19 protein-coding genes and 1 pseudogene are annotated in these 24,000 nt (G+C 60.1%); 14 read left to right on the forward strand and 6 right to left on the reverse strand.

Annotated features, from left to right (window positions below):
* Positions 1-52 precede the first annotated feature (52 nt).
* The 9 genes from EM6_RS03125 (at position 53) to EM6_RS03165 (ending at position 8,817) form a co-directional block, all read left to right on the forward strand.
* Positions 53-673: a PepSY-associated TM helix domain-containing protein gene (locus EM6_RS03125; protein WP_126420273.1), complete on the forward strand. Its 621-nt coding sequence runs from the start codon at positions 53-55 to the stop codon at positions 671-673.
* A gap of 8 nt (positions 674-681) precedes the next feature.
* Positions 682-1,188, forward strand: coding sequence for a DUF2271 domain-containing protein (locus tag EM6_RS03130; protein ID WP_126420274.1), 507 nt, complete (start codon positions 682-684; stop codon positions 1,186-1,188).
* 142 nt (positions 1,189-1,330) lie between these two features.
* Complete coding sequence (locus tag EM6_RS03135; protein ID WP_126420275.1) at positions 1,331-2,332, forward strand: FAD:protein FMN transferase; 1,002 nt, start codon at positions 1,331-1,333, stop codon at positions 2,330-2,332.
* On the forward strand, positions 2,329-3,642 hold the full coding sequence (locus EM6_RS03140) for an NADPH cytochrome P450 oxidoreductase family protein (protein WP_126420276.1): 1,314 nt from the start codon (positions 2,329-2,331) through the stop codon (positions 3,640-3,642). The genes EM6_RS03135 and EM6_RS03140 overlap by 4 nt, the downstream gene beginning before the upstream one ends.
* 271 nt (positions 3,643-3,913) lie before the next feature.
* Positions 3,914-4,312 (forward strand): hypothetical protein, encoded by a 399-nt coding sequence (locus EM6_RS03145; RefSeq protein WP_126420277.1) that lies wholly within the window; start codon positions 3,914-3,916, stop codon positions 4,310-4,312.
* Positions 4,313-4,343: 31 nt separating this feature from the next.
* Positions 4,344-5,864, forward strand: coding sequence for a cryptochrome/photolyase family protein (locus tag EM6_RS03150; protein WP_126420278.1), 1,521 nt, complete (start codon positions 4,344-4,346; stop codon positions 5,862-5,864).
* Positions 5,864-6,016, forward strand: coding sequence for a DUF2256 domain-containing protein (locus tag EM6_RS03155; RefSeq protein WP_126420279.1), 153 nt, complete (start codon positions 5,864-5,866; stop codon positions 6,014-6,016). Before EM6_RS03150 ends, EM6_RS03155 begins: the two co-directional genes overlap by 1 nt.
* 14 nt (positions 6,017-6,030) lie before the next feature.
* Positions 6,031-7,206: an aminotransferase gene (locus tag EM6_RS03160; protein ID WP_126420280.1), complete on the forward strand. Its 1,176-nt coding sequence runs from the start codon at positions 6,031-6,033 to the stop codon at positions 7,204-7,206.
* Positions 7,207-7,317: 111 nt separating this feature from the next.
* A complete protein-coding gene (locus EM6_RS03165) occupies positions 7,318-8,817 on the forward strand; it encodes a CoA-acylating methylmalonate-semialdehyde dehydrogenase (RefSeq protein WP_126420281.1) in 1,500 nt (499 codons plus the stop codon).
* Between the two features lie 4 nt (positions 8,818-8,821).
* Here EM6_RS03165 and EM6_RS03170 read toward each other — a convergent pair whose 3' ends face one another.
* On the reverse strand, positions 8,822-11,146 hold the full coding sequence (locus tag EM6_RS03170; protein WP_126420282.1) for a glycosyltransferase family 2 protein: 2,325 nt from the start codon (positions 11,144-11,146) through the stop codon (positions 8,822-8,824).
* Positions 11,147-11,497: 351 nt separating this feature from the next.
* Here EM6_RS03170 and EM6_RS17295 point away from each other — a divergent pair.
* Positions 11,498-11,682, forward strand: a pseudogene (locus EM6_RS17295) (methylmalonate-semialdehyde dehydrogenase (CoA acylating)); the annotation flags it as partial.
* A 78-nt stretch (positions 11,683-11,760) separates the two neighbouring features.
* Here the strand turns inward: EM6_RS17295 and EM6_RS03175 are convergent.
* The 3 genes from EM6_RS03175 to EM6_RS03185 all read right to left on the reverse strand — a co-directional run bounded on the left by EM6_RS03175 (position 11,761) and on the right by EM6_RS03185 (position 15,890).
* Positions 11,761-13,659 carry a DUF4105 domain-containing protein gene (locus EM6_RS03175; RefSeq protein WP_126420283.1) on the reverse strand — a complete coding sequence of 633 codons (1,899 nt, stop codon included), beginning with the start codon at positions 13,657-13,659 and terminating at the stop codon, positions 11,761-11,763.
* Between the two features lie 63 nt (positions 13,660-13,722).
* A complete protein-coding gene (locus EM6_RS03180) occupies positions 13,723-14,232 on the reverse strand; it encodes a DUF3015 family protein (RefSeq protein WP_126420284.1) in 510 nt (169 codons plus the stop codon).
* A gap of 185 nt (positions 14,233-14,417) precedes the next feature.
* Entirely contained in the window at positions 14,418-15,890 is a 1,473-nt protein-coding gene (locus EM6_RS03185) for a sialate O-acetylesterase (protein WP_126420285.1), read from the reverse strand.
* A 135-nt stretch (positions 15,891-16,025) separates the two neighbouring features.
* Between EM6_RS03185 and EM6_RS03190 the strand changes: the two genes are divergently transcribed.
* Positions 16,026-17,030, forward strand: coding sequence for an alpha/beta hydrolase (locus tag EM6_RS03190; protein WP_126420286.1), 1,005 nt, complete (start codon positions 16,026-16,028; stop codon positions 17,028-17,030).
* Between the two features lie 59 nt (positions 17,031-17,089).
* On the forward strand, positions 17,090-17,362 hold the full coding sequence (locus EM6_RS03195; RefSeq protein WP_126420287.1) for a hypothetical protein: 273 nt from the start codon (positions 17,090-17,092) through the stop codon (positions 17,360-17,362).
* 11 nt (positions 17,363-17,373) lie between these two features.
* On the opposite strand, the gene EM6_RS03200 is transcribed toward EM6_RS03195, so the two are convergent.
* Together EM6_RS03200 and putA are read right to left on the reverse strand one after the other, a co-directional pair.
* A complete protein-coding gene (locus EM6_RS03200; protein ID WP_126420288.1) occupies positions 17,374-17,664 on the reverse strand; it encodes a hypothetical protein in 291 nt (96 codons plus the stop codon).
* 295 nt (positions 17,665-17,959) lie between these two features.
* A complete protein-coding gene (gene putA, locus EM6_RS03205) occupies positions 17,960-21,031 on the reverse strand; it encodes a bifunctional proline dehydrogenase/L-glutamate gamma-semialdehyde dehydrogenase PutA (RefSeq protein ID WP_126420289.1) in 3,072 nt (1,023 codons plus the stop codon).
* A gap of 155 nt (positions 21,032-21,186) precedes the next feature.
* Between putA and EM6_RS03210 the strand changes: the two genes are divergently transcribed.
* Complete coding sequence (locus tag EM6_RS03210; protein WP_126420290.1) at positions 21,187-21,642, forward strand: Lrp/AsnC ligand binding domain-containing protein; 456 nt, start codon at positions 21,187-21,189, stop codon at positions 21,640-21,642.
* Between the two features lie 47 nt (positions 21,643-21,689).
* Entirely contained in the window at positions 21,690-23,999 is a 2,310-nt protein-coding gene (locus EM6_RS03215; RefSeq protein ID WP_126420291.1) for a GH36-type glycosyl hydrolase domain-containing protein, read from the forward strand.
* Position 24,000: the final 1 nt, after the last annotated feature.

Consider the following 24,000-nt stretch of genomic DNA (forward strand, 5'->3'; position numbering starts at 1 on the left):
AAGCGGGACGCCTTGATAATGAGAATGATTATTAAATAGAGCCCCAAACCTGATGACGACCTCGTTCAAACCGACACCCTCCTTCTGGCGCAATCAGTTACGCCAATGGCACTGGATATCTTCGGCCCTCTGTCTGGTCGGCATGATCCTGTTTTCGGTCAGCGGCTTTACGCTCAATCACGCCAGCCTCATCGAGGCCAAGCCGCAGGTCACCAACTGGGAAAAAGACCTGAGCGCGCAAACGCTGGCCCTGCTGCCGAAGGCGCAGGACAAGGCGCGGCTGCCGGACGATCTGGCGAAGGCGCTCAAGGCGGATACCGGCATTGACGTCTCAAAAGTCCTGCCCGAAGTCTCTGATAGCGAACTCTATTTTGCCATGCCGGGACCGGGCTTTGACGAATGGATGAGCGTCGAGCGCGATACGGGCTATGTGACCTACGAAAAGAGCCATCGCGGCTTTATTGCGGTGCTCAATGATCTGCATAAGGGGCGCAACGCCGGCCCGGCCTGGAGCCTGTTTATCGACATCATCGCCATTGCCTCGGTCATCTTCTGCGTCACCGGTCTGGGCCTTCTGTGGATCTATGCGCGGGGGCGGCGCATTACCTGGCCGCTGGTCGGTCTGGGCACCATCGTGCCCTTCATCCTCTTCCTTCTGTTTATTCATGCGTGAGGTTTATCATGTTCGCTAAAGCCGCCATCTGGACGACGGTCCTTAGCGCCGGTGCGGTCGGTGCCGCTCAGGCCGGGACCGTAACCGTCGATGTCGAAGTGCCGCGTCTCAACGTCGCCGAATACCATAAGCCCTATGTGGCGGCGTGGATCGAAGATGGCGCTGGCGCGCACAAATCGAACCTGTTTATCTGGTATCAGATCGGTAAGGGCGACAAGTGGCTGAAAGACCTGCGTACCTGGTGGCGCAAGTCGGGCCGTGATCTCAGCGCGTCTGAGGTCAGCGGTCTGTCGTCGGCCACCAAGGCCCCAGGCCGCCAAACAGCGAAGATCGACACCTCCGCTTTGAAGGGCCTAACGCCCGGTGATTATGTGTTGAACGTAGAAGCGGCGCGCGAAGGCGGCGGCCGCGAAGTGGTCAAGGCGCCGTTCAAGTGGGATGGTAAGAAGGCTGAGGCGGCTTCGACCAAAGGCACGACCGAACTGGGCGCCGTGGCGTTCGCCATCAAGCCGTAAGAAAAATCCCTCTCCTGATTTCACTAGAAATAGTGACAAAGGCGGTGGGGTTAGAGCTCGGCCATTAAACCCACCGTCATTCTCGCCTGGGGCTCGAATGCCATCTCCCCTAGAATTAGGGGAGGGGCTTAAGCTAAGTGTAATGACCCAAACTGACACTTCACCAAACCGGCGCGTTCTGGTTCCGGCGCGGATCACGCCGCCGGAAGATGTATCGGCGTGCCTGCCGTGCGAAGTGTCAGGGAAGGCCTTTGCCACAACGTGGCAGGTGCGGCTGTTCAGCGACGGGCCGGTGGATCGGCAGGGCCTTTGCCAGCGGATTCAGGCTATTCTCGACCGCATTGATGCCGAAATGTCGCCCTATCGGGCTGATTCCGACCTGACGCGCTTCAATGAGGCCAAGGCAGGGGCGTTCGTACCCCTGCCGCCTATGCTGATGCAGGTCATCGCCCACGCGCTTGATATGGCGCGTTTGACCGGGGGGGGCTTCGATCCGGCCCTGCTGGAAGCCGTTGAACTGTGGGGTTTCGGGGCGAAGATCGTGCCCGAAGGCCTGCCGACCCTACAGGCGCTGGCGGCGTTGAAATCGTGTCAGGACTGGCGCGCACTTCACTGGCGGCCGGACGGGCTGATTAAACCCGAAGGTTTGAAACTCGATCTGTGTGGCATCGCCAAGGGTTATGCGGTCGATGCCGTGACCGACAGGCTCAAGGCGACGCCGGGGGTACATTCGGCACTGATCGAGATTGGTGGCGAATTGAAAGCGTTTGGCATCCGGTCCGAAGGTCAGCCGTGGTGGGTTGAGATTGACCGCGCCGATAAAACGTTCAATACCGAAACCCTTGTGGCCCTCTGTGATCTGGCCGTGGCCACGACGGGCGACAGCCAGCGCTATTTTATCCACGACGGCGTGCGCCTGTCGCACACGATCGACGCCGCCACCGCCGCCCCGGTGCAGAGCGGCATCCGTCAGGTCAGCGTCTTTGATGCGCAGTGCTGGCGCGCCGATGCACTGGCCACTGCGCTGATGGTGATGGGCGAACAGCGTGCCATGTCTTTTGCACAAACCCATGCTATCCCTTGTCTGATGGGGCTGAGCGACGGGCGTGAGGTGCTGAGCCCCGCCCTTGAGGACTGGCTATGATCGACTTCGTTACCACTGATCCGCTGCGCGTGGGACTGGCCGCCGGGGCCGGCGTGTTGTGGATGCTGATGAGCGGTATCATGCTGACGCGCGGTCGCACCCGTGCGTCGGCCGTGGCCGTCGATGCCCTGATCCTCTCGGCCTCGCAGACCGGGCAGGCGGAAGAACTGGCGCGCCATACACACAAGGCGCTGAGCAAGGGCGGTCTGACCACGCGCCTGATGTCGCTGGGCAAGGCGACGGTTGAAGACCTGCAACAGGCCAAACTGGTGCTCGTCGTGGCCTCGACCACCGGCGTTGGGGATGCTCCGGACGACGGTGCGGCCTTTGAGCGCGCACTTATGTCTTCGCGTCCCGACCTGTCGGCCCAAAGCTTTGCCGTACTGGCCCTCGGCGACCGCAGCTATGAAGACTTCTGCGCCTTTGGCCATCGCGTGCACGACTGGTTCACCGCCTGCGGGGCGACGGCCAAAAAGCCGATCACCGAGGTCGATGATCTCGATGCAGCGGCTTTGAAACAGTGGGAGTCCTACCTCAAGGAATGGGGTGGCGCGGCGATGCAAGCGGATGCCAATTTCGCCGCTACAACCCTTATTGCCCGCGAACGGCTCAATCCCCACAGCGCGGCGGCGGGGCTTTTTGCCATCGACTTGGCCATTCCGGAAGGCGCGACGTGGGTGGCCGGTGATCTGGCCGAAGTTCTGACGCCGTCCGGGCATCGTCGCGACTATTCCATCGCCACCCTGCCCGAAGAGGGGCGGGTGCGCCTGTTTGTGCGCGAAGTCATAAAGGCCGATGGTTCACGCGGCGAAGGCTCCGGCCTGCTGACGACGCTTCCCTTGGGCGAAAGCGTGCCGCTGCGGCTGAAAACGCATAAGGGCTTCCATGCCCCGACGGGCAACGGGCCGGTGTTGCTGATCGCCGCTGGGTCGGGTCTGGCGGGCCTTCGGCCGCATCTGCTGGAATTGGCCGGGCGTGGGCGGGCGTGCTGGCTCATCTATGGCGAGCGCCATCCGCTGCACGATGGGCGTCTGTCTGATGAGATGCGCGGCTGGCAACACGGCGGGCGTCTCCGCAGGCTGGATCTGGCTTTTTCGCGTCCTGACGATGCCGTGAAAACCTATGTGCAGGACGTGATAGCCCAACAGGCCCCGGCCATCCGCGACTGGCTGGGGCAGGGCGGCAGCGTGCTGGTCTGCGGCGGGTTGGATATGGGGCGCGGAGTCGATGCGGCTCTGAAAGAGGCGCTCGGCCCGGACTGGCTGGAAGCGGCGCTCAGCGACGGGCGTTATCGCCGCGATCTGTACTGAAGGCTAAAAAAGAACCCGCCTCAGACTGAGGCGGGTTTTGAGTGCACCGAGGATAATTGAGCGACAAGACGTCCCTCAGAAAGCGCCGGAAGGGGAGGCTGTCCGGTCCCGAACGCTTGAGACTATCTAATCCTGATTACGCGCATCCGTCAATGAGAATTATTCGCATTATCGATCTTGCCGGTTTCCATTCACGGAAATGCGAATAGGTGCTGAGGCGATTTCGGTTACACTTGTAAGCGGATGCAATAACCGCGAGGGTACAAAACGCATGAAGTCAATGGCTGCCCTGCTTGGAGGTTTGTGTCTGGCCTTTGCAGCCGGGCAGGTGGCGGCGCAGCCGTGCGAGCGGACGATTATCCTCGATATCCGCACCATAGACTACAAATCCAAACCCTATGATCCGATGCTCAAAACTCTGCTCGAAAAGGTCGATCCGGACACTGGCCGCATCGAACTGACCTTTGCCTCGGCACGGGTGCACCCGGAAATCGTCGATCTTCAAGCCGCTGGCCTCAAATACGTGCAGTCGAAGATCACGCTTCAGGGCTACGACCCCGCTCTGATCCAGCGTCAGGAGGTCATGCTGCCGCGCAGTTTTGCCGGCAAGGATGAGCTTTACCGCCTGATTGTCACCTATGGCCCCAAGGAACACGCGCCCGCCTGCTGAACCGTGACCGTATGCGGGTCGTATTGGCCACATGGGTACACTCAGGCTTGTTCTTGCGGATCAGTTGTCGGCGCGGCTCGACATCCGGACTCGCGCCGATAAGGAAACCGACGTTTTTCTGATGGCGGAGGTGGCCGAAGAGGCCAGCTATGTCCGACACCACGTCAAGAAGATCGCCTTCCTGTTTTCAGCCATGCGCCACTATGCCGAGGCCTTGCAACAGGCGGGCTATCGCGTGCGCTACGTACGGTTTGAGGATCCGGAAAATACCCATAGTTTGAAGGGCGAAATCGAACGCGCCCGCACGGAACTGAACCTGTCAGAGGTGCAGGTGACCGAACCCGGCGAATGGCGGCTGAAGCAGGTCCTTGCCTCCATGGACGAGGTCACCCTGCTCGAAGACAATCGCTTCCTCTGTTCGCCGCAGTGGTTTTCACGCTGGGCCGAAGGGCGCAAACAACTGCGCATGGAATACTTCTACCGCGAAATGCGCCGCGCCCACGGCATACTGATGGACGATGGCAAGCCGTGCGGTGGCGAATGGAATTACGACGCCGAAAACCGCGCGCCGCCGCGTGACGGTCTGGTCATTCCGCGCCGCCTCAGCTTCCGTAAGGATGCCATCACGCGCGAGGTGCTCGATCTGGTCGCCAGGGCCTTTCCAGACAATCCCGGTCAACTGGAGCCCTTTCATTTTGCGGTGACGCGATCGCAGGCGCTAAAGGAACTCGATCACTTTGTGGCGCACATCCTGCCGCAGTTCGGCACCTGGCAGGACGCCATGCTGGGACGCGAGCCGTATATGTATCATTCGCTGCTGTCTGCCTATATCAATGCCGGTCTGCTCTATCCACTGGAAGTCTGTCAGGCGGCTGAGCGCGCCTATCGCGAAGACGGCGCGCCGCTCAACGCCGTTGAAGGCTTTATCCGTCAGGTGCTGGGCTGGCGTGAATATGTGCGCGGCCTCTACTGGCATTCGATGCCGGACTATGGGGCGATGAACGCGCTGGACGCTCACGAAGACCTGCCGTGGTTCTACTGGTCTGGCGACACGCAGATGAACTGTGTGCGAACGGCGGTGGCGCATACGCTGGAGCACGCCTATTCGCACCATATCCAACGGCTGATGATTACCGGCAATTTCGCCCTGCTGGCGGGGATTGATCCAAAACAGGTGCATGAATGGTATCTGGCCGTCTATGCTGATGCCTATGAGTGGGTGGAGTTGCCCAATACGCTTGGCATGGCGCTGCACGCCGATGGCGGGATTATGGCCTCAAAGCCCTATGCGGCGTCGGGGGCCTATATCAACCGCATGAGCGACTATTGCAAAGACTGTCACTATCGGTTCGATGTGCCGGTCGGTGAAAAAGCCTGTCCGTTCAATGCTCTGTACTGGGATTTTATGGCGCGTCACGAAGAGCGTTTTCGCAAAAATCCGCGCCTGTCCTACGTCTATGCCAACTGGGCGCGCATGGGGGACGAGAGGCAAATGGCCCTGCGCCTTCAGGCACAGGCCCACCTTCAGGCCATGCGCGAAGGCCGTCTGTGATGCCACACGGGGTAAAGAAATCCGACCTGCCGCAAAAGACCTGTCAGGGGTGCGGCCTGCCTTTTACCTGGCGCAAAAAGTGGGAAAAGGTGTGGGCAGAGGTGCGCTATTGCTCGGACCGCTGCCGTCGGGCTAAAAAGAGCGCCCGATAACCGGAACCGCTCTCATGACCCTGCCGCCGCTCAATCCGGTCTATGCCGGGCTTGGCACGACCATCTTCACCACCATGTCGGCGCTGGCGGCGGAGACCGGTGCTATCAATCTGGGGCAGGGCTTTCCCGAAACAGACGGCTTCCCTGAGGTGCGTGAGGCCGCCGCCCGCGCCCTGATCGACGGTTCAAACCAGTACGCGCCTATGAAGGGGCAGGCCACGTTGCTGGAAGCGGTGGCGGGCTTTTATGGCCGCACGCAGGGCCTCAGCCTCGATCCGGCAAACAATGTGCTGATCACCTCCGGCGCGACCGAAGCGCTGGCCGCGGCGGTGTTTTCGCTGATTTCGCCGGGCGATGAGGTGATTGTTTTTGAGCCCCATTACGACGCCTATGCGCCCCTGATCGAACGCGCCGGGGGCGTGGTGGTGCGTGTGCGCCTAAGCCCGCCCGACTGGCGCTTTACCGAGGCACAACTGACCAAAGCCTTTTCGCCGCGCACGCGCATGGTGATGGTCACCACACCCAACAATCCGACCACCCGCCTGATTCAACCCGAAGACTGGGCGCTGCTGGCGCGCTTTTGCGTCGCGCATCAGGCCTATGTGGTGTCGGACGAGGTGTGGGAGCAGGTGGTGTTCGATGGCGCGACGCATCAGGGCGTGCTGAACGTCCCCGGACTGGAGACTTTGGGAGTCAAGATCGGCTCGGCGGGCAAGCTGTTTGCCTTGACCGGCTGGAAGGTCGGCTTTGTCTGCGCCCATGAACGGCTGATTAGCCAGATGGCCAAGGCGCATCAGTTTTTGACCTTCGCCACGCCACCCATGCTGCAATCGGCCGTCGCCTTTGGTTTGGGCCTTCCCGACAGCCGTTTTGCCGAAGAGTTGGCCGCCCTTCAACGCTCGCGTGATCGCCTGCGCGCCGGGCTTGAGGCTGCAGGCTTCCGCACTTTGCCGTCCGAAGGCACCTATTTCCTCAATATCGACCTGCCGGGGTCGGGTATTGCGCTGGATGGGCAGAGTTTTGCCTTGCGCGCCGTCAAAGAGGCCGGTGTGGCCACCATCCCGCTCAATGCCTTCTGCGCGCCCGGCGGCGAGGGCCTGCCGGTCGTCCGGCTGTGCTTTGCCAAGAGCGATGCGACGCTGGATCGCGGCATTGAACGCCTCAGCGCCGCGCGGCAGCTGTTGAGCTGAGATTGCCTCTTTTCCCGTGTGAGGAATGCGCTAATCTGTGATCACATTTTTAGTGCGCATCTGGTCCGAAAACCGGGACACCTTTTCGGGATGCGCTTGTGGAGACACCCCATGCGACATATCTCACACTTTATCGGCGGACGGGCGGTAGCGGGGGTGTCGGGCCGGGTGGGTGAGGTCTTCGATCCCAATACCGGCCGGGTGCAGGCGCAGGTCGATCTGGGCACGCCCGATGAGCTGGCGCAGGCCGTGGCGGTGGCCAAGGCCGCGCAGCCGGGCTGGGCCGCGCTCAATCCTCAGCGCCGCGCGCGGGTGATGTTTGAGTTCAAGCGCCTGCTGGAACGCGATATGGACGCGCTGGCGCATCTTCTGGCGTCTGAGCATGGCAAGGTCATTTCGGACGCCAAGGGCGATATTCAGCGCGGGCTGGAGGTGGTGGAGTTCGTTTGCGGCATCCCGCATTTGCTGAAGGGTGAATACACCGAAGGGGCGGGGCCGGGTATTGATGTCTTTTCGCTGCGGCAGCCGCTGGGGGTGGTGGCTGGCATCACGCCGTTCAACTTCCCGGCCATGATCCCCATGTGGATGTTCGCCCCGGCACTGGCCACCGGCAATGCCTTTATCCTCAAGCCGTCCGAGCGTGACCCCTCCGTGCCCGTGCGACTGGCGGAGCTTTTGCTGGAGGCCGGGCTGCCCGAAGGCGTGCTCAATGTCGTGCACGGCGACAAGGTGGTGGTTGATGCCATACTCGATCACCCCGACATCCGCGCCGTGAGCTTCGTCGGCTCATCCGACATCGCGCAATATGTCTATGGCCGCGGGTCGCAAAACGGCAAGCGGATGCAGTGCATGGGCGGCGCCAAGAACCACGGCATTGTCCTGCCTGATGCCGATCTCGATCAGGCCGTGGCCGATATTATGGGCGCCGCCTATGGGTCTGCCGGTGAACGCTGCATGGCCCTGCCCGTGGTGGTGCCGGTGGGCGAAGAGACGGCCGAGCGTCTGCGGCCGAAACTGCTGGCGGCCGCCGAAGCCTTGCGCGTCGGTGTCTCGACCGACGCCGAAGCCCATTATGGGCCGGTCGTGTCGGCGGCGCACAAGGCGCGCATCGAACACTATATCCAGATGGGCGTCGATGAGGGGGCCGAGTTGGTGCTCGACGGGCGCGGATTCCGGCTTCAGGGCCATGAGGACGGCTTCTTCCTGGCCCCCAGCCTGTTCGACCACGTCACACCCGCCATGCAGACCTATCAGGACGAAATCTTCGGCCCGGTGCTGCAAATCGTGCGGGCCAGAACGCTGGAAGAGGCCATTCGCCTGCCGTCGCAACACCCCTACGGCAATGGCGTGGCCATCTTCACGCGCAATGGCGACGCGGCGCGCGAATTCGCCTCTCAGGTCGAGGTCGGCATGGTCGGCATCAATGTGCCCATCCCGGTGCCGGTGGCCTATCACTCCTTCGGCGGCTGGAAGCGCTCCGGCTTTGGCGACCTCAACCAGTACGGCATGGACGGCGTGCGCTTCTACACCCGCACCAAGACCGTCACCCAACGATGGCCGCAGGGTGGCGTGGTGCGCGACCAGAGTTTTGTCATCCCAACCATGGGGTAGGGGGTTAAACTTTCGATATCAGATCACGCAGTTTCTGCATTTCATTGAGCAGTTGCCTGGAGCGCTCCGGAGTTGCTGCCGCCAGATCAACCGTATCATTGAGATTCATCTGATGAAACGCACCGTCATGATAGTAGTCGTATTTCAGACCACTATCATCGGACAAGTCTGCACAGCCGCGACTGCGTTTCTGCTGATATTCGGGATAGGTCTTGGTGTAATAGTGATTAACCTGCGCGACCTCATATTCGATCTCTTCGGACAGGCCCCAGTCACTCATTGTCAACGGGGCCCCCGAAGCATGAACCGTTCGTCCCGTAGTATCGCATATATGCATATTTACGGTATGGCCAAGGTTCAGCACCCGGGTAAAACTTTTCAGGTGCGCGTGGCCTCCGTGTCTTTCGTTTCCGGCCCAAACGAATCTTTGGGTGATAGGGCGAACATCACCAGCTTTCAGGAAGGCGTCCCCAAAGAAGCGCCAGTTGACGCCTATGCCCGTCACATCCGGCTGTGCATCGAAGCGGCTTAAGAAGGCATGTATGGTCTCGTGTTGATGCAAGACAAGAAATTCATCGGCATCGACAATAAACATCCATTCGGAATTCACCTGTTCGAAGGCGTCTCTGTAGGCTGAAATCTGAGGCGACTCGTCACTTGAAGGTGACCAGAGGCGGTGAGTAAGTACACCAGCCTGAGCCAGCCGCGCCAGCAATTCGCTGCCGCCATCGTTCGAGTCATTATCATAGACGACAATACGGTCAAAACCGAGCAGGCGATACCAGGCCACCCACTCCAGCAAGTAGGGCCCTTCGTTCTTGGCGATCAGACAAACCGTACACTTGCCATCGCTGAAGGTCTCCGGCTTTTCAATAGCCAGAGCTTGTGGCGTCAGATTTCCGTTTTGTTCAAGTGCACGCAGATTGATGGGGGTGAAGGTTTCCCATTCCTTTATGGTATCGCGGTCAGGCCATATCTCGCCATTTGGCCCCGCGCAGAAAAACAAACCCCGTCGAGTCAATGTCAGCTTGTTACCCACCGGCTGCGCCCAGGTACGCCCACGCAAACCCGGCAATTCATCCGTCAGTTCGATGCGATCATCATCGCGCCAGCGGATGAACCACGATTGGCGCCTTCCCCGCAAAACGAGAACCCAGCCGACTGGGGTTTGCTCCAGAGAGACCGGAAAACACACATTGGGGCTATCGGCACTCAGTTCCGATACGGATATATGGACAAGCTTCGCATCAGCCTGCCGGTACACGAGAACCGTATTGTGAAAGGTTTTCAGAGCCGCTTCTGTTTCCCTCTCCCGATCGGGCCGTTCGGAAGCATTGGATTTTTTCAGGCTTTTCCACAAATGACTTAGCCCTGCGGGAGGGTTTGTCTTTTTTATACGGGGTCGCGTTCGTTGAAGCCAGCCATGCAAAAGGTCAAGTTGTAACCGTCGCCCTTGTGGGCTCATAAAACGCAAGGCCAGTTTGATGCGCCCCGAATGTCCGCGTTTCAGATCGATCTGAATGATCCGCGCGCATAGCGTATCAATAAACTCAGGTGTCAGCTCATGATCATCGATTTTTTGGAGAAGGAAAAAGACAAGCTCCGGATGCCGTAAAGCCGCCCGCTCCATCACGATACGACGTCTTACAGGATTACCGCGGCGATGGCGGTTGACCGTCGAAAGCAGACCTGTTGCATCATTGGTCTGCGCCCCTTCGATAAGCTCACTCAAGACATTTCTCCCCGCCAGAATACCCGTAACGAAATGCTCTGAAGCGTGGACCGGTATCCCTTTTATGTCTTTATTCTGCTCCGCGATCCGTTGGAAGTGGTAACTGTCGATTTCATTTTTGGGATCATGAAAAACAAACACATTTCCCGCTATATGCTGGGGAGCAATGCCCATCCCCTTCAGCGCAGGGAAAAAAAACCGCTCATAGGCCTGAGGCGGCCCGCTATATTCATCCGGGTCAATCGACCACTGCGGACAAAAGGCCAGCACGGCGTTTGCCTTTAGTGCAGCCGAATAACGGATCGCGGCATAACCACCCATGGATCCGCCGTAAAGCACCCTTTCCCCATATCGGTTCAGAAACGCGGAGGCGGCGTCTATACCGCGACGAACGCTGTCAGCCGGATACCAGTTAGGCGTTTTGGCGACAAACCCCATCGCCGACAGCCCAAGAGTGGCCAGGGGAGTATCGGCACAGAAGCGGTTACCATCAATGGACGCGAGCATATCACCAAAGGTAATGACCAATAGCCCGGAAGAGGCCGGGGCAGCCATCAGTTTTAAATGCTCGTCTTCGTAAAGAAACTGAACCGGCATCCCACCTCTGTATGAGAAATAGGTTGAAACATGATCTGGGAAAGAATGCCGGATAAGTTAAATTACAAGAAATAAAATAGTGATGCGTAAGAGTTGCTGACAAATATTATTTTACCATTCAGGCGGTAGCACCGTTTTGACTTTTATGTAAATATTATATTTTATATATCAGCATATTTGTGTGAAAGCATTTTTGGGTTGCTTGTTTTCCATGTATCGGATTTTGCACATCCAGAGATTGCGGGGAACCGTGAGGAAGGTTGTGTGAGACGGGCAGCATCTGCGGGTAGCTAGCCTAGGGTTTTCCCCAGCACGCGACACATGAGTGCGCCTCACAGGTCGAGGTCGGCCAATGCGCCCATTCCCTTGCCGGGAGCCTATCACGCCTTCGGCGGCTGGAAGCGCTCCGGCATCGGCGACCTCAACCCTTACGGCATGGATGGCGTGCGCTTCTATACCCGCACCAAGACCGTCACCCAGAGGTAGCAGAAAGGGGCGGGGTCGATCAGAGCTTTGTCATTCCGACGATGGGGTAGGGGTGTGAACCGCTGCGCTTTCGTCAACTATATAGTTTCACTCGATTTTTGACGGATGAATACGGGGCGCACAATCGCCTATCGATAGAAGGCTATCCCTATGCGCCACTCTGTGTCGGCCGAAGGGCGGCGATCTTCATAGATGGCCCCCACGGTGAAATCGGCCTGCGGGGTCAGGGCCATACGGGTTTCCACCGAAGCCCTGAAATAGGGTTTGCCCTTCCCGACGGGGGTCCAGTAGGTGCCTTCGGCTGAGGCGCGTAGCGGACCTGACTGATTGTAAATGCCACCCAGAGTGAGCCCCGTCCATACTGACGTCTGGTCATGACCACCCACGGAAACCTTGCCTTCTGCCAGCCCATAAGAGACAAAGCGCCCTATGCGTTGACTTTGGCCGAGGCCGAACCGGACCATGCCTTCAAGACATGCTTTGCAGTTCAGTCTTTCAGACTCGGCCCCGACGACCATACGCCACGATTTTGAGCGCCGCTGTTCGAGGCCGGGTTGCGCCACGCTCAGGGTCGTGATGCGAACCGCATCAAGCGAACGCAGACGCAGGCGGTTATTTTTCAGCAAAAGCCGTACATCGCCAAAAGACAGTTCCGAATTCGGCAGGGCTCCGGGCGAAATCGACAGGAAGTCATTATATGCAGCGCGGAAGCGCAGTTCGGCCCCGGCATTGTCCCCTTTACTTTTAAACCCCGTCACCTGAAACAGGGTCGGCTTCTGGCCACTATGTGGTGAGGGAGGCGTGATCGGCGTGCCGAAATCGGCCCGTCCCGGCGCGCGTTTCAACCGCGCACGTAGCAGGGATTGCCGCGCGCGTTTGGCCTCCGCTAAGATATGGCCTTCGCCCCCCTTGTCGATGGCCTCGGCTTCGGTCACGTTGTAAAAATCAATCAGGGTTTCGAGCACCCGGACTTGTTCCGTCGGAGTCAGATCGCCGGTGACCTGCTCCGGATCAGACGCCGGATGTTTGAGGAAGGTCACTGCCGCACGCCGCTCCTGCGTCGATAAAATCTGAAAACGATCATTGAGTTGCGTCAGGCGCGATGACAGACGGACCACCGCCGTCACCAGCGGCTGATTGTCATTGCGCGCCGTTGCGGCCCTTTCCAGGACTTCGACCGGCATCACCCACGGCTTGTCATCGGGCACAATCGGCTCATCGACGACGAGGCTGATTAGCTCGGCGATGCGATAGGCGCAGTTTTCCTTGAGATAATAATACCGATTGAAAATGCGCAGGCGTTCATAGGCATGGGCGCTCATCAGCGCGATCTGATCAGGCCGGAAATGCAGGCGATATTCCCAGACGTCGCGGTTCTGTACTTCGTTATAACGATGCAGGTGCTGATAAAAATTCATGACGGAGAAGGTCGATTCGTACCCGCCGGTCAGGCCGCGTCCGACATAGACGACAGGATTTTCATTTTCAGGAAAGATAGCGCCATAATTCAGCGTGCTCTCCAGAAGTGCATTGGGGGCCACATCCTCAGACGGCGTCAGGCGCAGCAGCATGTGCCCGTAGAAGGTGGCCGGATTGCTGAGGTGTCCGGAGGCGAAGATCAGGCTGGCACTTGTGGGTGGCTTATCCGTCAGGAAGGCTTTGTATTTTTTGCAATCTACAATCGGAAGCGCGTCAGGCAAGGCGTGCTGCGATTTCAGCCACAACAATCGGGCCGGGAAACGGCACTGCGCATGGGTTTCCGGATCAGGGCCGACCGGCGCAGACAGGGCTTTGAGGGTGGCGTCCAATTCGGCCGCCGGATTACGCATCCCTGTCGGCGACAGGAAAAACTCAGGGGACACGATATCACTGACCTGCGCCGGGGGACCGCTACGCAGAATATTATAGCCCAACAGGCCGCGCCAGACGCGTTGCGACGCAAGGTGCTGCTTGTCTGGTGTCGTCTCGGCATAACAGGGGAATGCCAGGCTCAGCACGGCCAGAGCCACGAACAGGACGGATTTCACAAGGCCCCCGAATATGAAAACGGGGACGTCCAGAGACGCCCCCGCCACAGGTTTTGGCTCAGCTTAAGCGACCGAGCATTGCGCCGCAAACTTGGTGGAAACCGCGGTGTCCACGATGTTGTAGTAGGCTTCGGCCTTTTGCGCCTTCGTCATGTCAATATATTCCGGACGCGCGGCGACGTCCGAGAAACGAACACGGATTTCAGCGGCCAGAGCGCTGTGCACCGACTTGTCACAGCCCATGCTGTCGGCGACGGCGGTCAGGTATTTGCCTTCGCCGGCAGCCGTTTCGGCTTCGAGGCTGGCATAGGCGTTACCGATCAGCATAGCGGTCTTGACCTTGCCGCCTTGGCATTGATCAGCCGAAGACAGGCTGGACGACACAGCCGTCGTACCCCAGTCCCAGATCACGTTCGAAATGGCCGCCGCCGTACCGTTGTCCGGGAAAACCATGGCGCCGAGGCCGCATTCGGCCCACGGATTACCAACCTTCTTCTCGTCGGCGTGCGCTGCCGGCACGGACATAACCATCAGCGCTGCGGTGGCGGCAGCGGCGAACATAGCTTTCTTCATGGGATTTCCCTTTTCACGTCAGTTTAGGGGCCACTTGAAACGTTTTTCCCCGACCCCTGTCAAAGGGCTAACACCGTTTCTGATTTCCAGCAAGACGGCATGTCGCGCCTCAGTTGTGAATTGCTTTTGTGGTCGGTTGGGTTCGCAGGTCTTAACTTCAGTTCTAAAGCTTGGCTGGCCATCGGTCATGGCCGGGGGCTGCGGAACGGCAGGGCGGGCAGGCCTTCCTTATTCATAAGATTGGGGCGGGCGCCTTCGTCCCAGGCAAAACGCACCGCAACGGGTTGCCGCACATTGGGGTTTGAGGCGATGACAGTGTCGGCGGCGATGGTGGCTGTGGCGGGCCACCACACACCGTCGGCACCCGAAATCTGAAACCATGTCAGTGGCTTGGCGTCTCTGGCGACCAGACCGCCGCCCATATCATCAAAGCGGATAAGGGCCTTGTCATTTTCAATGCGCAGGTCGCGGAACTTCGGTCCGTTGATGGCGAGGCCCTTTTGTCCATAGGTCTTCGACAGGGCCAGATTGGCCAGTCGCTGCCCCACCGTGACCTTGTCACGCGGGTGGATGTCACTCAGATCATCGACCAGGTCCGTGGTGACGACCATGCCGGTATGGGGGATGCGCAAAGCGGCGGTCTGGGCTGCCCACAGTTGCGGCAGGGCCTCAGGCGAGACCACCTGAGCGGGGCGCACGACGTGATAGAGGTGCGGCGCAAGCTGCACATAATAAAAGGCAAGGTCTTGCCCGAAGACCCTGCGCCAGCCCCCAATCAGGGCTTCCATCTTGTCTGTGTAATCGGCCGCGCCGCCGGGAAACTCACCGGCAGTCATCAGATTTGATTCTCCCTGATACCAGATCACGCCTTTCAGCCCGAAGGGTACCAGCGGAGAAATCATGCCATTATAAAGGCCTGAGACATCCGAACCGTCCACCTTCTGACCGGGTTTAACATCTGCATAGCGTTTGAGGGTCGGCACAGCCGCCATGCTTTCCGGGGCCGTCCAGGGTTCGATCCGCGTGCCGCCCCAGGTGGAGTCGATCAGCCCCACCGGCGTGTTCAGCGTCGTATGCAGGCGCTTGCCGAAGACATAGGCGACGGCGGAAAAGCGTGACGCATCAAGGGTCTCTGGCGTTGTGATAACCCACTGCCCTTCAACATCCGCTGCGGGGGTGGTCGAACGCGCCTTTTTCACCTTGAACAGACGTATTTGCGGCGCGTTCGCCGCCGCCAGCTCAGTCTCGGCATTGAGCACGTCCTTCTGGCCCGGCTGATTGCGGAAGGGCTTTTCCATGTTTGATTGTCCCGACGCCAGCCACACTTCGCCGATCAGTATGTCGGACACGGTCAGGCGGTTATCCTTGCCCGCGGCGGTCATATTGAGGGGAGCGGCACTGGGTTTGAGGGGTTTCAGCATCACCTTCCAGCGCCCATCCGCCGTGGCCTTCGTCCGGAGCGTCTGCCCGGCGAGGCGCACCGTGACCTTTTCCCCCGCATCGGCCCGTCCCCAGATGGCGACAGGCTGCCCCGCCTGAAGCACCATGTGGTCTGAAATCAGGTTCGGTAGTTTTACCTCCGCTTTGACGGGGTGTGCACCAAGACTCAGGGTCGCCGCCAAAACCAGACATGTGCTGGCAAAAAATCGTCTGTGCATGGGGCTCCTCACATATTTATAGTTTTGGCTTGACCTTCCGACGGGGCGACGAAAGTCGGGCGTTACACGCTTGTCAAATCCAGTTTAGGCTCTAAACTGCGCACAAACAATCAATATCGAGCAGGGAGTTACGTTATGACCGTATCTATGGATCGCCGTCAGCTTTTGACCGCCGCGGCGGCCTCCGCCCTGTTGCCTGTGGTGGCCTTTGCGCAGGATTCCGGCGCGCCGTTAGTAGCCGAAGGGATGAAGGTGCCACTTCTGCCGCCGCTGGAGAGCTTTCCGCTGTGGCCCAAGGGCAAGGTGCCGGGCTCGAAGGGCGTGACGGTTGCGGAAGAGTGGATTCTGCGCAATCCAAAGGACGGCAATCCCAACGACACAGCCGCGACGCATGTCACGGAGCCGATTCTGATGGTGCGCCGGGCGAAAAATCCGAACGGCGCGGCGATCCTGATGATCCCCGGCGGTGGCTATGTACGTGTGGCGGTGAGTCGTGCGGGCGGCGGCACGGACAAAGATTTTGCGGATCGCGGCACGACGGTCTTTGTCATGACCTATCGTCTGCCGGCCGACGGCTGGGGCGCGGGGCCGGAAGCGCCGTTGCAGGACGCTCAGCGCGCCATTCGCCTGATCCGCCACCGTGCCAAAGACTTTGGCATTGACCCGAACCGTATCGGCGTCATCGGCTTTTCGGCGGGCGGGCATCTGGCCGGATGGCTGTCGGAAAGTTTCGGGCGGGAAACCTATGCGCCGGTCGATGCCGCAGACACGCAGCCGACCAAGCCTTTGGTGACCGGCATGTTTTATCCGGTGATGACTATGATGGCGCCTTATGCGCATGGCGGCTCGGTCAAGGCGATGTTCCCGAACGGCGGTACCGATGAGCAAAAGCGCAAGGTGTCGCTGGAGTTTAATCTGCCGACCGATATGCCGCCGACCTTCCTCGCCCATGCAGGGGACGACCGAACGGTCCCGGCGGAAAACAGCCTGATCCTTTATCAGGCCCTGCGTGCGCAGAAGACACCGACGGAGCTGCATATTTTCGAAAACGGCGGCCACGGGCTTCGCGTCAGTGGGCAAGATCAGCCCTATATGCCGCTGTTTGAGGCCTTTGCCAAACGCCACGGCCTGTGGCGGTAGTCAATGTATCTGTGTAAGCCGTAGTGTGAGGGCCTACGTTAACAGCGAGAGAATGGATTTTGAACCTTTACACGATTGTTGTTGAGTTTCGCGGTGGAACCTACATCTCTCAGGTTTATGCCGACAGCGAAATGGCTGCTGTTAAGGCGTGGGCTGGCTTGATGGCTGAAAGACAGGATTTGGGGCGCATGACAGATCGGTTCATTAATAGCATATTGCTTGACCATCAGCCCTCGTTACTCACCCCACTTGATGGGCTGAAGAATGTTTGGTGTTTCTCGGCCTTGGTGGGCAGAACCGGCCTTTTGGGCAACCTTATTCTATCAAAATAAGACAAAGCAACTCACGCAATCATTCGCCGCAGGACCGAGTTGCCTTTGCGCGCCGCTAACACAGCGGTGACGAACTCGCGCCGGATAGCCGGGTAGTCTATGGTCGGTGCGTAGAAGCCTTGAAGCGCATGATAAATATAGGCGTGGATGCGCGTAATGTCGTCGCCTGTCAGGTCGGGCAGGGGATCGCTGATCAGTATGGCCAGCGCCCGTACCACGGCGGCTTCGGCTTCATCGTCGGTGGCATAGACGTAAAGCAGCCGGTCAAGCGCGTGTTCCAGAACCTTCAGGTCGATCATCATAGCAGGCCTCTTAAAGCCTCATGCCGAAAAGTGACTCCGCTTTTCCGGACAACATGAGGTGTTGCAAAAGTATGAGCTATGAGGCGGCTCCAATGAGCCGACGAATGCTCAAGGACAACCTCATCCGATAAGATGAGGCTGCCCGCGACGCCGTAAATGGACAATCAGGATGACAGGGGTGGGATATAAAGGGGTTTATAACCACGGATAGACACGGATACGGCCCGCCAAGGCGGGCCGTACACGGATATTCTTTCTGCTTGTCGCCTGCATCAGAGGTGATCTGTAGCTAAAATCAGATGTCTGTTTCGGCCAAAGACAACAGGGTGGCATTGCCGCCTGCCGAAGTCGTATCGACAGAGACGGTGCGCTCACTGGCAAAACGCAACAGATAGTGCGGGCCGCCCGCCTTGGGGCCGGTGCCGGACAGGCCTTCGCCGCCAAAGGGCTGCGATCCGACCACGGCACCGATCATCGAACGGTTGACATAGAGGTTGCCGACCTTGGCCAGAGACTTGACCCGCTCGGCGGTTTCGGCAACGCGCGAGTGAAGGCCCATGGTCAGGCCATAGCCCCGCGCATTGACGCGGGCGACGACGCTGTCCAGCTCACCGGCCTTCCAGGTGACGACGTGCAGGATGGGGCCAAACCATTCCTGCGACAGGTCTTCGATGGCGTTGAGGCGGATCAGGGTCGGCGGCACGAAGAGGCCTGTTTGCGGGGCCTCAAGCGTATGAATCCATTGCGTTTGCATGGACTGGCGATACGCAAGCAATTTATCGCGCGCGGTGGCGTCGATGACCGGGCCGACATCGGTGCGGATATCCGACGGGTCGCCCAGCACCAGCGCATCCATCGCCCCCTTGAGCATATGGATAATCGTGTCGGCTACGTCTTCCTGAACGATCAGCAGGCGCAAGGCCGAGCAGCGCTGACCGGCGGAGCGGAAGGCCGAGGTCACCACATCGCCCACCACCTGTTCCGGCAAGGCGGTGGAATCGACGATCATGGCGTTGAGGCCGCCGGTTTCAGCGATCAGGGGCACAAGAGGGCGACTGTCGTCGCTGAGCAGGCTGCGGGCGATGGCGCGCGCTGTGCCGGTCGAACCCGTGAAGGCGACGCCGTGCACGGCGGATGAAGCGGTCAGGGCCGCGCCGACTTCGGGGCCGCCGGGCAGGAAGTGCAGCACATCGACCGGGATTCCGGCCTCATGCGCCAGTTGTACGGCGCGGAAGGCGATCAGCGGCGTTTGTGGCGCGGGCTTGGCCACCACAGGGTTTCCGGCGACCAGAGCGGCGGTCACTTGCCCGATGAAAATGGCCAGCGGGAAATTCCATGGCGAAATGCAAGCAAAGGTGCCCCGGGCGGTAAGGCGCAGTTCGTTCAGCTCGCCCGTCGGCCCCGGCAGCGTCACGGGGCGGAACTGCTCGCGCGCATTGACGGCGTAGTAGCGACAGAAATCGACGGCTTCACGGATTTCGGCCACGGCGTCGCCAATGGTCTTGCCCGCCTCGTGCACGCACAGCCCCATCAGTTCGAGGCGGTGCGTTTCCATCAAATCGGCGAGGCGATCCAGACAGGCGGCACGGTCTTCGACTGGTGTCGCGGCCCAGCGATCGGCAGCAGCATCGGCGGCCTTCATGGCGCGCGCCACGTCCTCGGCGGAGGCTTCGATGACGGTGCCGACGGGCTGCGACGGGTCAGCGGGACGCACAACCGTCTTGACTGTGCCGCTGACCGCCTGACCCGACACCAGCGCCGTGGCGGTATGAAATTTTGCGCCGACGGTGGCAATGGCGCTCAGCGTCGCGTCGAGCGTGGCCTGATCGCTGAGGTCCAGACCCTGCGAATTGGTGCGGCCGGGGAAGAGGCCGGCGGGCAGGGGGATGGCCGGGTGCGGGCGGCCTTTGACGGCGGCGATGTGGGCGGCAGGATCGGACAAAAGCGTTTCCTCATTGACAGTTGGGTCGGCCAGTTGATGCACGAACGACGAGTTGGCGCCGTTTTCCAGCAGGCGGCGCACCAGATAGGCCAACAGTTCTTTATGCCCACCCACGGGCGCGTAGGTGCGGCAGTTATAGCCCAATTCGCGCACCAGACGCTCATGCAGACCTTCGCCCATGCCGTGCAGGCGCTGGAACTCAAAGTCGCGGCGTTCGCCCGCCCACTCCATGATCGTGGCCACGGTCAGCGCATTGTGGCCCGCAAAGGCCGGCCAGATGTGCGAGGCGTCCAGCATATCCTTCGCACAGGCGAGGTAGGAGGCATCGGTCGCCGGTTTGCGCGTGAACAACGGATAGTCGCTAAGGCCTTCGACCTGCGCGCGCTTGATTTCGGAATCCCAGTAGGCGCCCTTGACCAGACGCACCTTAAGCCGATGCCCGGTCTCCTGACCGATGGCCTGCGCCCAGCCGATCAGCGGGCGGGCGCGCTTACCATAGGCCTGCGCCGCCATGCCGAGGCCGTCCCAGCCGGACAAGGCCGGATCACGCAGCACGCCTTCGATGATGTCGAGCGAGATCATCAGGCGCTCGGTCTCTTCGGCGTCGATGGTCAGGTCCATATCGTAGCCCGCGGCCTTGGCGGCCAGATGGCGGATCATCTCGACCAATTGCGGAACGCAAGTTTCCTGATTGGAGACCTCGTAGCGCGGATGCAGGGCCGACAGCTTGATCGAAATGGAATGGCCATTGCCTTTTGGCGAACGGCCGACCGTGTCCAGCGCCTGCTCATAGGCGGCGAAGTATTTTTCGGCGTCGGCAAAGGTGCGTGCCGACTCGCCCAGCATATCGAAAGAGGCGGTGAAGCCCTTGTTTTCGGGTTTGGCGGCGACGTCGAGCGCTTCGTCGATGGTGCGGCCCATGACGAAGACCTCCCCCATCATCTTCATGGCGACGGCGACGCCCTGACGGATGACGGGTTCGCCCATACGTGTGATCAGCTTTTTCAGCGTCCCGGCCTGCTGCGGGTCTTCGACCAAGGCACGGGTGAGGATCAGGCCGAAGGTCGCCGTATTGACCAGAGCCGAGCCGGATTTCGCCCTATGCGCCTGCCAGTCGGCATCGCCGATCTTGTCGCGGATCAGAAGGTTGGCCGTTTCCGGATCGGGGACGCGCAGATAGGCCTCGGCCAGCGACAACAGCGCAACGCCTTCGGCCGTGTTCAGCCGGTATTCCTGAAGGAAGCGATTGACCCAACCGGTCGATTGCGCCGCCTTGAGGTCCTGAAGGATCAGGCGCGCCTGCGCCATCACCCGCTGCCTCGTGGCGGTATCGAGCGTGGCGTCGGGCAACAGGCCCGCCAGCACCTCCGGCTCAGGGGCGCGATGAAGGGCGATCATGCGGGCGCGGGCGTCGGCAGGCGTCATGGAGGCTCCGGGATGGTCGTATATGAAACTTTTTAAAGTATGCCCGGTTTATGGAAAATGTCCTTGGAATTTTACCGCATTTGGCCGAAGGATATTTATTCATTATTGCCAATTTTATGCAAATCTTCTGCGCAAAACCGGAACGGGAAAATGCCATGCTGGATGAGATCGACCGCAAGATTCTGCGCCTGCTGCAAGCGGATGGGCGCATGACCAATCAGGCGCTGGCCGAGGCCGTGCACGTCTCACCGGCGGCTTGTTTTGAGCGCGTCAAGCGGCTGAAGGCCAATGGCTATATTCTGGGCACCATGGCCATTCTCGATCCGGTCAAGCTCGATCGCGCCCTGCTGATCTTCGTAGAGGTGCTGCTCGATCGCACGACCGAGGACGTGTTCGATGCCTTTCGCCACGCCGTGACGCGCCAGCCGGAAATACTGGAATGTCATATGGTTGCGGGTGGTTTTGACTATCTGATCAAGGCGCGGGTGAAGGACATGGCGGCCTATCGGCAGTTTCTGGGCGACGCGCTGGTGTCGCTGCCCGGTGTGCGTGAAACCCGCACCTATGCGGTGCTGGAAGAGGTCAAAAACGCCATCACCCTGCCGGTTTAGCCTTCCGCCTGTCTTGACCCGACAACGTTGTCGTGTTTTGAAGCGGTATGCGCCTGATCACCCTGACCCCCGATTCCTGCACCCTGACCTCCGCCACGGCCATGCCGCGTGCCTCCGGTTTTCTGTGGAACCGCAAGATGATGCTGCACGCGACCTGTCGCGGCTTCGTCACGGCCCAGCACATGCAACCGGAGCCGGCCAAATACAGCCACGCGCCGGTCGTGGAGGGCAAGACCTTCATGCTGCCGGAAACGGCGCACTACGCCCATCATCCGGGGCGGTTTGTCTATGTGCGCGATCTGGTCAGTCAGCGGCATTTCTCCGTGCCGCATGAGCCGGTGCGTCGCGCGCCAAAGACGTTTGCCTTTACGCAGCACCCGGAACGGCTGGAATGGTCGGTCGAACAGGACGATCTCGATATCCGCTGGAGTCTGGTTCTGCCCGTCGATGAAGCGGTCGAACTGTGGCGGCTGGAAATCCGCAACCGGGTGGATATAGAGCGCGCCCTGCGCATCGTGCCCTATTTCCCGGTCGGCTATATGAGCTGGATGAATCAGGGCGCGCGCTTTGATGCCGACCTGAACGCGGTTATCGCCAGCTCGGTAACCGCCTATCAGAAGATAGACGATTACACTAAAAACCAGCACCTTAAAGACAAAACCTTCCTCACGTGTGATCGTCTCCCGAACGCCTTTGAGACGCGGCGCGAAGACTTTGAAGGCGAGGGTGGTTTGAGCGACCCGGACATGCTGCGTACAGGGCTCAAGGGCGGCGAGGCGCTCTATGAAACGCCTGCTGCGGTGCTGCAATTCGATCAGACGCTGGAGGCCAATGAGACTCAGGTCTGGCATTTTGTTTTCGGTCCGGCCTTTGATGAGGCCGAGGTGGCGCGCCTGAAGGCCGCCTATCTGGGGGCCGAGGCCTTTGAGCGTGTCTGTGGTGAGGCGCGCGCCTATGTTGAACAGGGACGCGGCGTGTTGACCATCGAAACGCCGGATACGCATTTCGATGCCTTCATGAACCGCTGGCTGGCGCGGCAGGTCTATTATCACGGCGACACCAACCGCCTGACCACCGATCCTCAGACGCGCAACTATCTTCAGGACGCGCTGGGCATGGTGTTTGTGCGCCCGCAAAGCGCCAGAGAGTCACTGCTTTATGCCCTGTCAAAGCAAAACGCCGACGGCTCTATGCCCGACGGCATCAAACTCTACGACGGAGCGCAGTTCAGCTTCATCAATCAGGTGCCGCATACGGACCATTGTGTGTGGCTGTTTATCCTGCTCGAGGCCTATCTCGATGAGACCGATGACTATGCGGTGCTGGACGCCGAGCTTGACGGCCAAAGCGTGCGGGCGCGGCTGGAGGCGGCGCTGCGCTGGCTGCTCAAGACCCGTGACCATCGCCGGCTGAGCTATATTGATCAGGGCGACTGGAACGACCCGATGAATATGGTCGGCTGGAAGGGCAAGGGGGTGTCCGGCTGGCTGACCCTCGCCGTGGCCTATGCCCTGCGCCTGTGGGGGCGTCTGTCGGGAGAGACGCAGCCCTGGGCGGCCGAGGCCGAGGCGATGAACGCGGCCATGAACACGCATCTGTGGGACGGCGACTGGTTCGGGCGGGGGATTACCGACGACGACGTGACCTTTGGCATCAAGCGCGATCCGGAGGGGCGGCTGTATCTTAATCCGCAGAGCTTTGCCCTTCTGTCGGGCGCGGCTTCGGCGGTGCAGGCCGAGCGCATGGTGCAGGCCGTGGCGGCGGAACTTGAGACGCCCTATGGTGTCGAAATGCTGGGCCCACCCTACACAAAGATGCGCGAAGATGTCGGGCGTCTGACGCAAAAATCGCCCGGCGTGGCGGAAAACGGCTCGGTCTATAACCACGCGGCGGCGTTTTATATCTATAGCCTGACGCAGGTGAAGAAAGGTGAAAAAGCCTTTGAACTGATGCGTAAAATGCTCGCCGGTGTCGATGAATCCGACTATGTGCAGCGCGGTCAGTTTCCGGTCTTCATCCCCAACTATTACCGCGGTGATTTCCATGCCCATCCGCGCACGGCGGGCCGGTCTTCGCAGTTGTTCAACACCGGCACCGTGGCCTGGGTCTATCGCAGTCTGATCGAGGGGCTGTTTGGTCTGAAAGGTACGCGCGAGGGCTTAAGCGTGCAGCCCTGTCTGCCGCCGCACTGGACCGAGGCCAAGGCGACGCGGTTGTTCCGTGGATCGACCTACCACGTCACCTATCGCCGGGGCGGCACTCCGGGCCTGACTCTCAATGGTCAGCCGATTGCGGGCAACGTGCTGCCACTGCCTGAACAGCCGGGGGTATTTGAGGTCGAGGTCGGTCTTCCGTAAG

It is taken from the genome of Asticcacaulis excentricus (assembly GCF_003966695.1).
Lineage (GTDB): Bacteria > Pseudomonadota > Alphaproteobacteria > Caulobacterales > Caulobacteraceae > Asticcacaulis > Asticcacaulis excentricus_A.

What these genes read in the sequence shown, in the direction of transcription:
- EM6_RS03125 (WP_126420273.1), top strand. Translation starts at nt 53, where the DNA reads ATGACGACCTCGTTCAAACCGACACCCTCCTTCTGGCGCAATCAGTTA.
- EM6_RS03130 (WP_126420274.1), top strand. Translation starts at nt 682, where the DNA reads ATGTTCGCTAAAGCCGCCATCTGGACGACGGTCCTTAGCGCCGGTGCG.
- EM6_RS03135 (WP_126420275.1), top strand. Translation starts at nt 1,331, where the DNA reads ATGACCCAAACTGACACTTCACCAAACCGGCGCGTTCTGGTTCCGGCG.
- EM6_RS03140 (WP_126420276.1), top strand. Translation starts at nt 2,329, where the DNA reads ATGATCGACTTCGTTACCACTGATCCGCTGCGCGTGGGACTGGCCGCC.
- EM6_RS03145 (WP_126420277.1), top strand. Translation starts at nt 3,914, where the DNA reads ATGAAGTCAATGGCTGCCCTGCTTGGAGGTTTGTGTCTGGCCTTTGCA.
- EM6_RS03150 (WP_126420278.1), top strand. Translation starts at nt 4,344, where the DNA reads ATGGGTACACTCAGGCTTGTTCTTGCGGATCAGTTGTCGGCGCGGCTC.
- EM6_RS03155 (WP_126420279.1), top strand. Translation starts at nt 5,864, where the DNA reads ATGCCACACGGGGTAAAGAAATCCGACCTGCCGCAAAAGACCTGTCAG.
- EM6_RS03160 (WP_126420280.1), top strand. Translation starts at nt 6,031, where the DNA reads ATGACCCTGCCGCCGCTCAATCCGGTCTATGCCGGGCTTGGCACGACC.
- EM6_RS03165 (WP_126420281.1), top strand. Translation starts at nt 7,318, where the DNA reads ATGCGACATATCTCACACTTTATCGGCGGACGGGCGGTAGCGGGGGTG.
- EM6_RS03170 (WP_126420282.1), bottom strand. Translation starts at nt 11,146, where the DNA reads ATGCCGGTTCAGTTTCTTTACGAAGACGAGCATTTAAAACTGATGGCT.
- EM6_RS03180 (WP_126420284.1), bottom strand. Translation starts at nt 14,232, where the DNA reads ATGAAGAAAGCTATGTTCGCCGCTGCCGCCACCGCAGCGCTGATGGTT.
- EM6_RS03185 (WP_126420285.1), bottom strand. Translation starts at nt 15,890, where the DNA reads ATGCACAGACGATTTTTTGCCAGCACATGTCTGGTTTTGGCGGCGACC.
- EM6_RS03190 (WP_126420286.1), top strand. Translation starts at nt 16,026, where the DNA reads ATGACCGTATCTATGGATCGCCGTCAGCTTTTGACCGCCGCGGCGGCC.
- EM6_RS03200 (WP_126420288.1), bottom strand. Translation starts at nt 17,664, where the DNA reads ATGATGATCGACCTGAAGGTTCTGGAACACGCGCTTGACCGGCTGCTT.
- putA (WP_126420289.1), bottom strand. Translation starts at nt 21,031, where the DNA reads ATGACGCCTGCCGACGCCCGCGCCCGCATGATCGCCCTTCATCGCGCC.
- EM6_RS03210 (WP_126420290.1), top strand. Translation starts at nt 21,187, where the DNA reads ATGCTGGATGAGATCGACCGCAAGATTCTGCGCCTGCTGCAAGCGGAT.
- EM6_RS03215 (WP_126420291.1), top strand. Translation starts at nt 21,690, where the DNA reads ATGCGCCTGATCACCCTGACCCCCGATTCCTGCACCCTGACCTCCGCC.